We start from the raw sequence: 15,445 nt of genomic DNA, 5'->3' as shown, positions 1-15,445 counted from the left end.
CTTCGGCAACGAACTTCTTGTGCGGCTTGACGGTGCCGGGCTTGGCCAGGACCTGGCCGCGCTCGACGCCTTCACGGTCGACACCGCGCAATAGCGCGCCGATGTTGTCGCCGGCCTGGCCCTGGTCGAGCAGCTTGCGGAACATCTCGACGCCCGTGCAGGTCGTCTTGGTGGTCGGACGGATGCCGACGATCTCCAGCTCCTCGCCGACCTTGACGACGCCGCGCTCGACGCGGCCGGTCACAACCGTGCCACGGCCCGAGATCGAGAACACGTCCTCGATCGGCATCAGGAACGGCTTGTCGAGCGGACGCACCGGCGTCGGAATGTAGGCATCGACCGCAGCCATCAGTTCGCGGATGGCGTCCTCGCCGATCTTCTTGTCGCTGTCTTCAAGTGCGGCAAGCGCCGAACCCTTGACGATCGGAATGTCGTCGCCGGGGAACTCGTTCTTGGTCAAAAGCTCACGCACCTCGAGCTCGACCAGCTCGAGCAACTCGGCGTCGTCGACCTGGTCGACCTTGTTCAAGAACACCACGATCGAGGGCACGCCGACCTGGCGGGCGAGCAGGATGTGCTCGCGGGTCTGCGGCATCGGGCCGTCGGCGGCCGACACCACCAGGATCGCGCCGTCCATCTGCGCAGCACCGGTGATCATGTTCTTCACATAGTCGGCGTGGCCGGGGCAGTCGACATGGGCATAGTGGCGGTTGGCGGTCTCATATTCGACGTGCGCCGTCGAAATGGTGATGCCGCGCGCCTTCTCTTCGGGCGCCGCATCGATCTGGTCGTAGCGCTTGTATTCGCCAAAATACTTGGTGATCGCCGCCGTCAGCGACGTCTTGCCATGGTCGACGTGACCAATCGTGCCAATGTTCACATGAGGCTTAGTGCGCTCGAATTTACCTTTTGCCATGTGATCTCTCCATTCCTGCCAGCCCGTGCGGGCCTTGAATTAAGTTACTGATGCAACTCGTTTCGAGTTACGCGTATTTCTTCTGGACTTCCTGGGCGACCGCGGTCGGGACCGGCTCGTAGTGGTCGAACTGCATCGTGTAGGCCGCGCGGCCCTGGCTCATCGAGCGAAGGTTGTCCACGTATTTGAACATGTTGGCGAGCGGCACCATCGCGTTGATGACCACAGCCACGCCACGGGCTTCCTGGCCCTGGATCTGGCCGCGACGGCCGTTCAGGTCGCCGATAACGCTGCCGACGTAATCTTCCGGCGTCACCACCTCGACCTTCATGATCGGCTCGAGCAACTGCACGCCAAGCTTGGGCGCTGCTTCACGGAAGCAGGCGCGGCCGGCGATTTCGAAGGCCAGAACCGACGAGTCCACGTCGTGGTAGGCGCCATCGATCAGCGTCGCCTTGACGCCGATCATCGGGAAGCCGGCGAACGGGCCCGAGGTCATGACGCTGTTGATGCCCTTTTCGACACCGGGGATGTATTCCTTCGGCACAGCGCCGCCGACGATCTTGGTTTCGAACTCGAATTCGCTGCTTTCCGGATTCGGCTCGAACAGTATCTTGACGCGGGCGAACTGGCCGGTACCGCCGGTCTGCTTCTTGTGCGTGTAGTCCTGCTCGTGCTTGCGGGTGATCGTCTCGCGGTAGGCCACCTGCGGCGCGCCGACATTGGCCTCGACCTTGAACTCGCGGCGCATGCGGTCGACGATGATGTCGAGGTGAAGCTCGCCCATGCCGGAAATGATCGTCTGGCCCGATTCCTCGTCGGTCTTGACGCGGAAGGACGGATCCTCGGCGGCCAGGCGGTGAAGGGCGAGACCCATCTTTTCCTGGTCGTTCTTGGTCTTCGGCTCGATGGCGATCTGGATGACCGGATCGGGGAATTCCATGCGCTCGAGGATGACCGGATGCAGCGGATCACTGAGCGTGTCGCCGGTGGTGGTGTCCTTGAGACCAGCGAGGGCGACGATGTCGCCGGCAAACGCCTCTTCGACGTCGGCGCGCGAATTCGCATGCATCTGCAACATGCGGCCGATGCGCTCTTTCTTGCCCTTCACGGTGTTGTCGACCGAGATGCCCTTGGTGAGCTTGCCCGAATAGATGCGGGCAAAGGTGAGCGAACCGACGAACGGGTCGTTCATGATCTTGAAGGCAAGCATCGACAGCGGCTCGTTGTCGTCAGCATGACGCTCGATCTCGGCGTCGGTCTTGGCGTCGACGCCCTTGATGGCCGGGACATCGGCCGGCGACGGCAGATATTCGACGACGGCGTCAAGCAGCGGCTGCACGCCCTTGTTCTTGAAGGCCGAGCCGCAGAACATCGGATAGAACTTCACCGCGATCGTGCCCTTGCGGATGAGCGCACGGATCTCGTCGTTGCTCGGCATCTTGCCTTCGAGGTAATTCTCGAGCGCCGTTTCGTCCATTTCGACGGCGGCCTCGATCATCTTCTCGCGGTATTCTTCGGCACGAGCCTTGAGGTCGGCAGGGATCTCGACGATGTCCCAGGCAGCGCCCAGCGTCTCGTCGCGCCAGACCAGCGCGTTCATCTCGACGAGGTCGACGACACCCTTGAACTCGGTCTCGGCGCCGATCGGCAGCTGCATGACGACGGCATGTGCACCGAGGCGCGAACCGATCATCTCGACCGAGCGGTAGAAGTCGGCGCCGATCTTGTCCATCTTGTTGCAGAAGATCATACGCGGCACGCGGTACTTGTCAGCCTGACGCCAGACGGTTTCCGTCTGCGGCTCGACACCGGCGTTGGCATCGAGCAGCGCGATGGCGCCGTCGAGCACGCGCAGTGAGCGCTCGACTTCAATGGTGAAGTCGACGTGGCCGGGGGTGTCGATGATGTTGAAGCGGTGCATCTTGCCGTCGCGACCCTTCCAGAAGGTCGTGGTCGCGGCGGACGTGATGGTAATGCCGCGCTCCTGCTCCTGCTCCATCCAATCCATGGTCGCAGCGCCGTCGTGGACTTCCCCGATCTTGTGCGACTTGCCCGTGTAATAGAGGACGCGCTCGGTGGTCGTCGTCTTGCCGGCGTCGATATGCGCCATGATACCGAAATTGCGGTAGTCTTCGATTTTATATTCGCGGGCCATGGGAGGTGCCTCTTCAGTCTCGTTCGCGCTTTACCAGCGGTAGTGCGCGAAAGCGCGGTTGGCTTCTGCCATCTTGTGGGTGTCTTCACGCTTCTTGACGGCGGTGCCGCGGTTGTTGGCCGCATCCATCAGCTCGCCGGAGAGGCGGTCGACCATAGTGGTCTCGTTGCGGTTGCGGGCGGCGGCGATCAGCCAGCGGATGGCCAATGCCTGACGGCGCTCGGGGCGCACGTCGACCGGAACCTGGTAGGTGGCGCCGCCGACGCGGCGCGAACGCACTTCCACATGCGGCGCGACATTGTCGAGCGCCTGATGGAAGACGGTGACCGGCTCCTGCTTGGTCTTGGACTGAACCTGGTCGAGCGCGCCGTAGACGATGGTCTCGGCAACCGACTTCTTGCCGTCATACATGACGGCGTTCATGAACTTGGTGACGATCAGATCGCCGAACTTCGGGTCCGGATTGATCTCACGCTTTTCTGCACTGTGACGACGGGACATTTTTTCTCTGCCTCAATTCTACGCGGTGGCCTGGATCCCGGATCGTCGCTTGACGCCGCCCGGAACGACCTTGGCTACGCTTCGGTCACTTCGGACGCTTGGCGCCGTATTTCGAACGGCGCTGCTTGCGGTTCTTCACGCCTTGCGTGTCGAGCACGCCGCGGATGATGTGGTAACGGACGCCCGGAAGATCCTTGACGCGGCCGCCGCGGATCATCACCACCGAGTGCTCCTGAAGGTTGTGGCCTTCGCCGGGGATGTAACCGATCACTTCAAAACCATTGGTCAGGCGGATCTTGGCCACCTTGCGCAGCGCCGAGTTCGGCTTCTTCGGCGTCGTGGTGTAGACGCGCGTGCAGACGCCCCGCTTCTGCGGATTCTGCTGCATGGCCGGGACCTTGTTGCGCTTCACCGGCGCAATGCGCGGCTTGCGGATCAGCTGGTTGACGGTAGGCATTAAACCCTCTTGTCTCTCAATTCCGTATCTCGCCCGGTCAGGGCCGCTCAAAGCGTCACTTCCATACGCAAATTCGGGCCACAAACCGCGCCTCGCGGTCTTGCCCGAACAAATGGCAGAGGAAGCGGAAGCCGCTTCATGCACGCCGGAAATGTCTTTTCGCTCGTAAAACGAACCCTGTTTGAGGCAAACTCCAAAGCGTGTCGCTTCGGAAGCAAGAGCCTCACATCGGTTCTGACTGGGCGGCTTCTACTCGTATGACCACTGTCCGTCAACCCCGGAGCGGCAAATATTGCGCTGAACCCGAGGCGTGGCAGCCATGCGAAAAGCGCATGTAATTTTCTTGCGCCGTTTTTCAAGAGGAAGCCAGAAAGTGACCGGCTTGCGGCTGTTTCCAGGCCGTGCTTCGTGCGAAAAGGCGGCATGAGCAGCCCAAACCCCCTCGCCCGGAGGTACGAACCCGTGAATGACAATGAGGAGCGCCCGGTCACCATTATTACCGGCCGGGTGTGGAAGCGCAAAGGCGGCAAGGCGGAAGGCGTGCATGTGATGCTGGTCGCGCCGGACGACGATTCGGCGGTGCGCCGCGCTCTCGAATCGCTTGCCGCGGAAGGTTATGCCGAGGCAGAGCTCGACCAGATCGGCGACATGGACGGCGTGCCCGACGAGGAGCCGCATCTGTCCGCCTATCAGGGCGCGCTCGAAGGCGAAGTGTCGATCGTGACGTTCGATGTGCCGATCTGAAGAGATCTGAATCGCGGTCGATCTTGCGGGCCGGCGACAAAGCCCGGCGACTTGCCCGGCACAAGTTCTCTGCTAAGAAGCGACCTCTGGCAAAACCAAGCACACTCAACCTGCGGAGCTCCCATGTCCTCTAATCCCATCAAGCTCGGCATCGTCGGCGTGGGGAAGATCGTCCGTGACCAGCATCTGCCGGCGCTGGCGAAGGACCAGGATTATCGCCTGGTTGCTGCAGCGAGCCGGCATGGCAAAGTGGAGGACATCCCGAACTTCCCGACGATCGAGGCGATGCTCGACGCAACGCCAGAGCTCGAGGCGGTGTCGCTGTGCATGCCGCCGCAGTTTCGTTACGACGCCGCGCGCTTGGCGCTCACGGCGAAAAAGCATGTCTTCCTGGAAAAGCCGCCCGGCGCCACGGTCAGCGAGGTCGAAGACCTGAAGGCGCTGGCGGCAGCGAACGGCGTCTGCCTGTTCGCCAGCTGGCACTCGCGCTATGCGCCAGCTGTCGAAGCAGCGCGCACATTCCTCAGCTCGACTACGATCAGGTCGGCCGCCATCAACTGGAAGGAAGACGTGCGCCGCTGGCATCCGAACCAGGAGTGGATCTGGGCTCCCGGCGGCTTTGGCGTCTTCGATCCCGGCATCAACGCGCTGTCGATCGCGACCCACATCCTGCCGCCGATGTTCATCAGCTCGGCAGAGCTCGATTTCCCCGAAAACCGCGCGGCCCCGATCGCCGCCCATATCGCCTTCCGCACTTCGAACGGTCTGCCGGTGACGATGGAACTCGATTGGCGTCAGACCGGCCCGCAAAGCTGGGACATCCTGGCCGATACCGAGGCCGGATCGATGGTGCTTTCTGGCGGCGGCTCAAAGCTCGCCATCGATGGCCGCGTCGTTCACGAGGAGCCGGAAGCCGAATATCCGATGCTCTACAAGCGCTTCGCCGAGATCGTGCGCGCCGGCACCTCCGACGTCGATCTCGCGCCCCTGCAGCACGTCGCCGACGCCTTCATGCTCGGCAAGCGCAATGTGGTGGAAGCTTTTTTCGATTGACGAGTGGGCGCCGGCCGGATCGCAGGTCTGGTCGGCGCACCGCACAAAATCAATTGACGATCGCTATTGCAAAGCCGTCATAGCCCTTGGCGCCAACAGTCTGGATCGCGGTGCCTTCCAGACGCTTGTCGCTGCCGATGAACGAGAACGCCGCGCGTGCCCCTTCGACATTGGCGTCGCGACCATCTTCATTCACCACCGCGCCGTCACGGATGACATTGTCGCAGACGATGACGGTCCCCGGCCTCGAAAGACGCATGGCCCAGGACAGATAGTGCGGGTTGTTCGGCTTGTCGGCGTCGATGAAGATAAAGTCGAACGGCCCGGCATTCTCGGCGCCTAAGGCCGCAAGCGATTGAAGCGCCGGTCCGACCCGCAGTTCCACACGGTCAGACACCCCTGCCCGTTCAAAGTTCGACCGCGCGACACTGGCGTGGTGCGGATCAAGCTCGAGCGTCACGACCTTGCCGTCCATCGGCAATGCTCGCGCCATCCAGATTGTCGAATAACCGCCCAACGTGCCGATTTCGAGTACCTTCCTCGCTCCCTGCATTCGCGCAAGAAGTGAGAGCAGCTTGCCTTGTGCTGGGGAAACGTCGATAGGCGGCAGGCCCTGATCATGGTTGGCCGCCAGAACGGCATCAAGAGCGGGATCCGCCTCGAAAAGAGCTTCGACAATGTAGTCGTCGACAGAAGCCCAAATCTTCCTGCTCATCGTTTCCTCTCCGATCCGATTGAGGAACCAAAAATGCGAAAAGGGGCCACTTAGGCCCCTTTTCTATCTTCTCTTGCTTGCGCGCTTACTGCGCCGCGTTAACCATGTCGGTCAGCATCGGCTCGGCGACCTCGACGCCGGACGCCTTGCGGCGCTCGTCGATGATCAACTCGTCGCGCGAGGTGGCGATGCGCCGGATCTGGCTCATCGTACCGCCGGTACCGGCCGGGATCAGCCGGCCGACGATGACGTTTTCCTTCAGCCCCTGCAGCATGTCGGTCTTGCCGGCAACCGCAGCTTCGGTCAGCACCCTCGTCGTCTCCTGGAAGGAAGCGGCGGAGATGAAGGACGGCGTCTGCAGCGAGGCCTTGGTGATGCCGAGCAGCACCGGCTGGCCTTCGGCCGGCTTCTTGCCTTCCTCGACCAGGCGCTCATTGACCTCTTCCAGCTCAATCACGTCGACGTGGTCGCCCGGAATGTAGGTCGAATCGCCCTGCGTGGTGATCTCGACCTTCTGCAGCATCTGGCGAACGATCACCTCGATGTGCTTGTCGTTGATCGACACGCCCTGCAGTCGGTAGACCTCCTGGATTTCGTTGACGAGGTAGGAGGCAAGCGCCTCCACGCCCTTGATCGCCAGGATGTCGTGCGGCGCCGGATTGCCGTCGAGGATGTAGTCGCCCTTCTCGATGACGTCGCCGTCCTGGAGATGGAACGGCTTGCCCTTCGGGATCAGGTATTCGACCGGCTCAAGCGTCGAGTCATGCGGCTCGATGATGATGCGGCGCTTGTTCTTGTAGTCGCGGCCGAAGCGGATCGTGCCATCGATCTCGGCGATGATGGCGTGATCCTTCGGACGGCGTGCCTCGAACAGTTCGGCCACACGCGGCAGACCGCCGGTGATGTCCTTGGTCTTGGCGCTTTCCATCGGGATACGCGCCAGCACGTCGCCGGGGCGAACCTGTGCGCCCGGCTCGACCGAAAGAATGGCCTCGACCGAGAGCAGGAAGCGGGCGTCGCCGCCCTTCGACAGCTTGCCGACCTTGCCCTTGGCATCCTGGACGACGATCGCCGGCTTGAGGTCGTTGCCGCGTGGCGTCGAACGCCAGTCGATGACCTCGCGCTTGGTGATGCCGGTCGATTCGTCGGCGGTTTCCTGAACGGAAATGCCATCGACCAGATCCTCGAACGCTACCCTGCCCTCGATTTCGGTGAGGATCGGGCGGGTATAAGGATCCCACTCGGCGATACGCTGGCCGCGTTTCACCTTGTCGCCATCGTCGACGAAGATGCGCGAACCGTAGGTGACGCGGTGCGTGGCGCGTTCCTTGCCGGCCTCGTCGAGGATCAGCACCGCCATGTTGCGGCCCATGACCATCAGCTGGCCGTCGGAGTTGCGCACCACGTTGCGGTTGCGGATCTCGACCTTGCCCTCGTACGAGGCTTCAAGGAACGAGGAATCCACCACCTGCGCCGTGCCGCCCATGTGGAAGGTACGCATGGTGAGCTGGGTGCCCGGCTCGCCGATCGACTGCGCCGCGATGACGCCGACAGCCTCGCCCTGGTTGACGGGAGTGCCGCGGGCCAGATCGCGTCCGTAGCAGACCGCGCAGACGCCGACCCTGACCTCGCAGGTCAGCGCCGAACGGATGCGAACCGACTGCACGCCGGCCTTTTCGATCAGTTCCACGTCACGCTCGTCCATCAGCGTTCCGGCCTTGACCAGAACCTCGCCGGTGACCGGGTGGGTGATGTCGTCGAGCGAGGTGCGGCCGAGAACGCGCTGACCAACCGAAGCGACGACCTGACCGGCATCGACGATCGGCTGCATGGTGAGGCCCTTGTCGGTGCCGCAGTCGAGCGAGTTGACGATGCAGTCCTGTGCCACGTCGACAAGACGACGCGTCAGGTAACCCGAGTTCGCCGTCTTCAAGGCGGTGTCGGCCAGACCCTTGCGGGCGCCGTGGGTCGAGTTGAAGTACTCGAGCACGGTGAGGCCTTCCTTGAAGTTCGAGATGATCGGCGTCTCGATGATTTCACCGCTAGGCTTGGCCATCAGGCCGCGCATGCCGGCGAGCTGGCGCATCTGGGTGGGCGAGCCGCGCGCACCGGAGTGCGACATCATGTAAATCGAGTTCATCGGCTTCTGACGGCCGTTGTCCTCGAACTCGACCGCCTTGATGCGGGCCATCATTTCGTCGGCGACCTTTTCCGAGCACTTGGCCCAGGCGTCGACGACCTTGTTGTACTTCTCGCCCTGGGTGATCAGACCGTCATTGTACTGCTGCTCGTATTCCTTGGCCAAAGCCTCGGTGTCGGAGACCAGCTTGATCTTGGCGTCCGGGATCAGCATGTCGTCCTTGCCGAACGAAATGCCGGCACGGCAGGCGTGGCTGAAGCCGAGAGCCATGATGCGATCGCAGAAAATGACCGTCTCCTTCTGACCGCAATGGCGGTAGACGGTGTCGATCATCTTGGAGATGTTCTTCTTGGTCATCTCCTGGTTGGCGGTCTCGTAGGGCACGTTGTGGTTCTTCGGCAGCAGCTCGCCGATGATCATGCGGCCAGGCGTGGTGTCGTAGATCTTCGACACGACCTTGCCGTCGGCGTCGACCGTGCGGAAGCGCCCCTTGATCTTGGCATGCAGCGTCACCGCCTTGGTCTCGAGCGCGTGCTGGAGTTCGCCCATGTCGGCAAACACCATGCCCTCGCCCGGCTCGTTCTGATTGACGATCGAAAGATAGTAGAGACCGAGAACCATGTCCTGCGACGGCACGATGATCGGCGCACCGGAAGCCGGGTGCAGGATGTTGTTAGTCGACATCATCAGCACGCGGGCTTCGAGCTGCGCTTCCAGCGACAGCGGCACGTGGACCGCCATCTGGTCGCCGTCGAAATCGGCGTTGAAGGCGGTGCAGACCAGCGGGTGAAGCTGGATCGCCTTGCCTTCGATCAGGATCGGCTCGAACGCCTGGATGCCGAGGCGGTGCAGCGTCGGTGCGCGGTTCAGCAGCACCGGATGCTCGCGGATGACCTCGTCGAGGATATCCCAGACCTCCGGACGCTCCTTCTCGACCAGCTTCTTCGCCTGCTTGACGGTCGAGGAGTAGCCCTTGGCGTCGAGACGGGCGTAGATGAAGGGCTTGAACAGTTCGAGCGCCATCTTCTTCGGCAGGCCGCACTGGTGGAGCTTGAGCTCCGGACCGGTGACGATGACCGAGCGGCCGGAATAGTCGACGCGCTTGCCGAGCAGGTTCTGGCGGAACCGGCCCTGCTTGCCCTTCAGCATGTCGGACAGCGACTTCAGCGGACGCTTGTTGGCGCCGGTGATGACGCGGCCGCGGCGGCCGTTGTCGAACAGCGCATCGACGGCTTCCTGCAGCATGCGCTTTTCATTGCGCACGATGATGCCGGGCGCGCGCAGCTCGATCAGCCGCTTCAAGCGGTTGTTGCGGTTGATGACGCGGCGATAGAGGTCGTTCAGATCCGACGTGGCGAAACGGCCGCCGTCCAGCGGGACAAGCGGGCGCAGATCCGGCGGGATCACCGGAACCACCTTCATGATCATCCATTCCGGACGGTTGCCGGATTCCATGAAGTTCTCGACGACCTTGAGCCGCTTCAGGTACTTCTTCTGCTTGAGCTCGGAGGTGGTCGAAGCCAGCTCAGAACGCAGATCGCCGGCGATCTTCTCGAGGTCCATGCCGGCCAGAAGGTCGTGGATCGCCTCGGCGCCGATCATGGCGGTGAACGAATCCTCGCCATACTCGTCGACGGCCATCATGTACTCTTCCTCGCTGAGCAGCTGGTGCTCCTTCAGCGCGGTGAGGCCGGGTTCGGTAACGATGTAGTTCTCGAAGTAGAGGACCCGCTCGATGTCCTTCAGGGTCATGTCGAGCAGCGTGCCGATGCGCGACGGCAGCGACTTCAGGAACCAGATGTGGGCGACCGGCGCCGCCAGCTCGATATGGCCCATGCGCTCGCGGCGGACGCGCGACAGCGTGACTTCGACGCCGCACTTCTCGCAGATGACGCCCTTGTATTTCATGCGCTTGTACTTGCCGCACAGGCACTCATAGTCCTTGATCGGGCCAAAAATGCGCGCGCAGAACAGGCCGTCACGCTCCGGCTTGAAGGTGCGGTAGTTGATGGTCTCCGGCTTCTTGATCTCGCCGAACGACCAGGACAGAATCTTCTCAGGGCTGGCAAGCGAGATCCGGATGGAATCGAACACCTGCGCAGGCGCCTGGGGATTGAAGAGATTCATGACCTCTTGGTTCATGCCGTTCTCCTTTTCGGGGTCCTCGAAAACCCCTTGCATCTAGCGCGGGCCAAACGCCCGCCGACTTGATCGGCCATCGGCCGAAGAATTATTTGGGTGCGCCCCGGTCGCGAGAGCCCTCTCTCGCGACCGAGCGTCTTGCCTACTCGGCCGCGTCGGGCAGCCGGATCGGGTTGTCGTCGAGCTTGGTGTTCTCCAGCTCGACATTGAGGCCGAGAGACCGCATTTCCTTGACGAGAACGTTGAAGCTCTCGGGAATGCCGGCCTCGAAGGTGTCGTCGCCTCTGACGATCGCCTCGTAGACCTTGGTGCGGCCGGCGACGTCGTCCGACTTCACCGTCAGCATCTCCTGCAGCGTGTAGGCGGCGCCGTACGCTTCGAGCGCCCAGACCTCCATCTCGCCGAAGCGCTGGCCACCGAACTGCGCCTTGCCGCCCAGCGGCTGCTGGGTAACGAGCGAGTACGGCCCGATCGAACGCGCGTGGATCTTGTCGTCCACAAGGTGGTGAAGCTTGAGCATATATATGTAGCCCATCGTCACTTTGCGATCGAACGGCTCGCCGGTGCGCCCGTCATAGAGCTGCGACTGACCGCTGGTGTGCAGGCCCGCCTGCTCCAGCATGATGTTGATGTCGGCCTCGTGCGCGCCGTCGAACACCGGTGTCGCGATGGAGACGCCGCGGCGCATCTGCTCGCTGAGGCGAACGATGCTCTCGTCGTCATATTCGCGGACCGGCTCGTTGCGGTCGTTGGAAGGCATGAAGCTCTCGAGCGTCTTGCGCAGCGGCTTGATGTCGCCCGCCGTCTTGTACGCGTCGATCAGATCGCCGATTTTCCTGCCCATTCCGGCGCAAGCCCAGCCCAGATGCGTTTCCAGGATCTGGCCGACATTCATGCGCGACGGCACACCCAGCGGGTTAAGCACGATATCGGCATGCGTGCCGTCCTCGAGGAAAGGCATGTCCTCGACCGGAACGATCCGCGACACGACACCCTTGTTGCCGTGCCGGCCGGCCATCTTGTCGCCGGGCTGCATCTTGCGCTTCACGGCCACGAAGACCTTGACCATCTTCATGACGCCCGGAGGCATCTCGTCGCCGCGCTGCACCTTCTCGACCTTGTCCATGAAGCGCTGTTCGAGCGCCTTCTTGGAATCGTCGTACTGGCCACGCAGGGCTTCCAGTTCGCTCTGGAGCTTTTCGTTCTCCACGGCAAACTGCCACCACTGCGAACGCGGATACTCGTCGAGCGTGTCCTTCGACAGCTTCGAGCCTTTCTTGAAGCCCTTCGGCCCGGCAATCGCTTCCTTGCCGACGAGAACGTCGGAAAGACGCGAATAGACGTTGCGGTCGAGGATCGCCTGCTCGTCGTCGCGGTCCTTGGCGAGGCGTTCGATCTCCTCGCGCTCGATCGCCATGGCGCGCTCGTCCTTCTCGACGCCGTGGCGGTTGAAGACACGCACTTCGACGACGGTGCCGAAGGTTCCCGGAGGCATGCGCATCGAGGTGTCGCGCACGTCCGAGGCCTTTTCACCGAAGATGGCGCGCAGCAGCTTTTCTTCCGGCGTCATCGGGCTTTCGCCCTTCGGCGTGATCTTGCCGACCAGGATGTCGCCCGGCTGCACTTCCGCACCGATGTAGACGATGCCGGCCTCATCGAGGTTCTTCAGCGCTTCTTCCGAGACGTTGGGAATGTCGCGCGTGATCTCCTCCGGCCCCAGCTTGGTGTCGCGGGCCATGACTTCGAACTCCTCGATGTGGATCGAGGTGAAGACGTCGTCGGCGACGATGCGCTCGGACAGGAGGATGGAATCCTCGTAGTTGTAGCCGTTCCACGGCATGAACGCGACCAGCACGTTACGGCCGAGGGCCAGATCGCCGAGCTCGGTCGACGGGCCGTCGGCGATGATGTCGCCCTTGTTGACCCGGTCGCCCATGCGCACCAGCGGACGCTGGTTGATGCAGGTGTTCTGGTTCGAACGCTGGAACTTCATCAGCCGGTAGATGTCGACGCCGGACTTGCCGGGATCGAGATCTTCCGTGGCGCGGATGACGATACGCGTCGCGTCCACCTGGTCGACGATGCCGCCGCGGCGGGCGCCGATGGCGGCGCCCGAGTCACGGGCGACGATCGGCTCCATGCCGGTGCCGACGAACGGCGCTTCGGCGCGCACCAGCGGCACGGCCTGACGCTGCATGTTCGAGCCCATCAGCGCACGGTTGGCGTCATCGTTCTCGAGGAACGGGATCAGGGCCGCGGCCACCGACACCATCTGCTTCGGCGACACATCCATCAGATCAACGTTTTCGCGCGGCGCCATCATCACTTCGCCGGCGTTGCGGCAAATGACGAATTCGTCGACGAAATGACCATTCTTGTCGAGCTCGGCATTGGCCTGCGCGACGTGGTGCTTGGCCTCTTCCATAGCCGAGAGGTAAACGACCTCATTGGTCAGCTTGCCGTTGACGATCTTGCGGTACGGGCTCTCGATGAAGCCGTATTTGTTGACGCGCGCGAAGGTCGCAAGCGAGTTGATCAGGCCGATGTTCGGGCCTTCCGGCGTCTCGATCGGGCAGATGCGGCCGTAATGCGTCGGGTGCACGTCGCGCACTTCGAAACCGGCACGCTCGCGGGTCAGACCGCCCGGTCCAAGCGCCGAAAGACGGCGCTTGTGGGTGATCTCCGAAAGCGGGTTGGTCTGATCCATAAACTGCGACAGCTGCGAGGAACCGAAGAACTCGCGCACGGCGGCAGCCGCCGGCTTGGCGTTGATCAGGTCCTGCGGCATCACCGTGTCGATCTCGATCGAGGACATGCGTTCCTTGATCGCGCGCTCCATGCGCAGCAGGCCGACGCGGTACTGGTTCTCCATCAGCTCGCCGACCGAGCGCACGCGGCGATTGCCGAGATTGTCGATGTCGTCGATCTCGCCCTTGCCGTCGCGCAGTTCGACCAGCGTCTTGACCACGGCCAGGATGTCGTCCTTGCGCAGCACGCGCACGGTGTCCTCGGCCTTGAGCTCTAGGCGCATGTTCATCTTGACGCGGCCGACGGCCGAAAGATCATAGCGCTCGCTGTCGAAGAACAGCGAGTTGAACATGGCTTCGGCGGTCTCGAGCGTCGGCGGCTCGCCGGGGCGCATGACGCGGTAGATGTCGAACAGTGCGTCCTGGCGGCTCTCGTTCTTGTCGACGTTGAGCGTGTTGCGGATGTAGGCGCCGACGTTGACGTGGTCGATGTCGAGGACCTTGATCTCATCGTCACCGGTGCCAAGCAGCACTTTCAGCGTCTTTTCGTCGATCTCGTCACCGGCTTCGAGGAAGATCTCGCCGGTCCCGTAGTTGACAATATCCTCGGCAAGGTAGTTGCCGAGCAGATCCTCGTCGGTCGCCTTGATCGCCTTGAGACCCTTTTCGCCAAGCGCCCTGGCCTGGCGGGCGGTGATCTTCTTGCCGGCCTCGACGACGACTTCGCCGGTGTCGGCGTCGACCAGGTCACCAACGGCCTTGAGGCCGCGGAAACGCTCGACGTTGAACGGGATGCGCCAATGGTCGCCGGCGCGCTTGTAGGTGATCTTGTTGTAGAAGGTCGACAGGATCTCTTCGCCGTCCATGCCGAGCGCCATCAGCAGCGACGTCACCGGAATCTTGCGGCGGCGGTCGATGCGGGCGTGCACGACGTCCTTGCTATCGAACTCGATGTCGAGCCACGAGCCGCGATAGGGAATGACGCGCGCGGCAAACAGAAGCTTGCCGGACGAGTGCGACTTGCCCTTGTCATGGTCGAAGAAGACGCCCGGCGAACGGTGCATCTGCGAGACGATGACGCGCTCGGTACCATTGACGATGAAGGTGCCGTTCAAGGTCATGAGCGGCATGTCGCCCATGTAGACGTCCTGCTCCTTGATGTCCTTGATCGACTTCGCGCCGGTATCCTCGTCGATATCGAACACGATGAGGCGCAGCGTCACCTTGAGCGGCGCCGCATAGGTCAGGTCGCGCTGACGGCATTCGTCAACGTCGAATTTCGGTCCCTCGAACTCGTACTTCACGAATTCCAGCATCGAGGAGCCGGAAAAATCGGAAATCGGGAAGACCGACTTGAAAACTGCCTGCAGTCCCTCGTCAGGACGCCCACCCTTGGGCTCCTCCACCATCAGGAACTGGTCATAGGATGCCTTCTGAACCTCGATCAGGTTCGGCATCTCCGCAACTTCCGGGATCTTTCCGAAAAACTTGCGTACGCGTCTGCGGCCATTGAAAGTCTGGGTCTGGGCCATCGTCGCTCCTTAGCTCAATTCTCGGGACGAGCCTCGCCGCGGCTCGCCTTGCATCTCGGGCCACCTCGGCGGCCCTGTCTTGTTGCCCGCCGCCTGTCGGCGGCTTCTTGTCTTTTCACCCACCACCAATTTGGCGGCGGGCCAGAAACGGGAGAAAACCCGTTTCCTGAAGGCCGGTTTGCGGCCCTCAGGAAAGAGGTTTTCGCACTCTTCGCGTTACGCAGCCTCCCTTCGACGCGAAAGGAGTGGCGGGCGGGCCGCCCCCCGACCCCGGGAAGAAACCCGTTCATAACGTAGAACATTGGGCCCGCAGGGTACTTGGGAATTAAAAAAAGAGAAC

At 62.4% G+C, this 15,445-nt stretch carries 9 protein-coding genes; 2 read left to right on the top strand and 7 right to left on the bottom strand.

Translation table 11 applies throughout. From position 1 onward, the window contains the following. The 4 genes from tuf to rpsL all read right to left on the bottom strand — a co-directional run. Positions 1 to 916, bottom strand: a 916-nt coding sequence (tuf, locus tag NKI67_RS33010; RefSeq protein ID WP_352648988.1) for an elongation factor Tu, incomplete at its 3' end; no start/stop codon positions are given. Positions 917 to 983: 67 nt separating this feature from the next. Further along, positions 984 to 3,074 carry an elongation factor G gene (gene fusA, locus NKI67_RS33005; protein ID WP_023680448.1) on the bottom strand — a complete coding sequence of 697 codons (2,091 nt, stop codon included), beginning with the start codon at positions 3,072 to 3,074 and terminating at the stop codon, positions 984 to 986. 30 nt (positions 3,075 to 3,104) lie between these two features. Next, positions 3,105 to 3,575 carry a 30S ribosomal protein S7 gene (gene rpsG / locus NKI67_RS33000; protein ID WP_008875664.1) on the bottom strand — a complete coding sequence of 157 codons (471 nt, stop codon included), beginning with the start codon at positions 3,573 to 3,575 and terminating at the stop codon, positions 3,105 to 3,107. Between the two features lie 85 nt (positions 3,576 to 3,660). After that, positions 3,661 to 4,032, bottom strand: coding sequence for a 30S ribosomal protein S12 (rpsL, locus tag NKI67_RS32995; RefSeq protein WP_006333356.1), 372 nt, complete (start codon positions 4,030 to 4,032; stop codon positions 3,661 to 3,663). 462 nt (positions 4,033 to 4,494) lie between these two features. On the opposite strand from rpsL, the gene NKI67_RS32990 reads away from it, so the two are divergent. Together NKI67_RS32990 and NKI67_RS32985 are read left to right on the top strand one after the other, a co-directional pair. After that, positions 4,495 to 4,776, top strand: coding sequence for a transcriptional regulator (locus NKI67_RS32990; RefSeq protein WP_352636966.1), 282 nt, complete (start codon positions 4,495 to 4,497; stop codon positions 4,774 to 4,776). Between the two features lie 123 nt (positions 4,777 to 4,899). Then, entirely contained in the window at positions 4,900 to 5,829 is a 930-nt protein-coding gene (locus NKI67_RS32985) for a Gfo/Idh/MocA family protein (protein WP_352636967.1), read from the top strand. 49 nt (positions 5,830 to 5,878) lie between these two features. On the opposite strand, the gene NKI67_RS32980 is transcribed toward NKI67_RS32985, so the two are convergent. The 3 genes from NKI67_RS32980 to rpoB all read right to left on the bottom strand — a co-directional run bounded on the left by NKI67_RS32980 (position 5,879) and on the right by rpoB (position 15,105). Next, positions 5,879 to 6,544, bottom strand: a complete 666-nt coding sequence (locus NKI67_RS32980) for an O-methyltransferase (protein WP_352474774.1) — start codon at positions 6,542 to 6,544, stop codon at positions 5,879 to 5,881. A gap of 85 nt (positions 6,545 to 6,629) precedes the next feature. After that, positions 6,630 to 10,826, bottom strand: coding sequence for a DNA-directed RNA polymerase subunit beta' (gene rpoC / locus NKI67_RS32975; RefSeq protein WP_023680444.1), 4,197 nt, complete (start codon positions 10,824 to 10,826; stop codon positions 6,630 to 6,632). 142 nt (positions 10,827 to 10,968) lie between these two features. Further along, on the bottom strand, positions 10,969 to 15,105 hold the full coding sequence (rpoB, locus tag NKI67_RS32970) for a DNA-directed RNA polymerase subunit beta (RefSeq protein WP_352457481.1): 4,137 nt from the start codon (positions 15,103 to 15,105) through the stop codon (positions 10,969 to 10,971). Positions 15,106 to 15,445: the final 340 nt, after the last annotated feature.

The sequence above is a fragment of the Mesorhizobium sp. M0408 genome (genome assembly GCF_040321495.1).
GTDB lineage: Bacteria > Pseudomonadota > Alphaproteobacteria > Rhizobiales > Rhizobiaceae > Mesorhizobium.
Note: the sequence above shows the minus strand (reverse complement) of the source record. Positions and strands in the feature narration are given on the sequence as shown.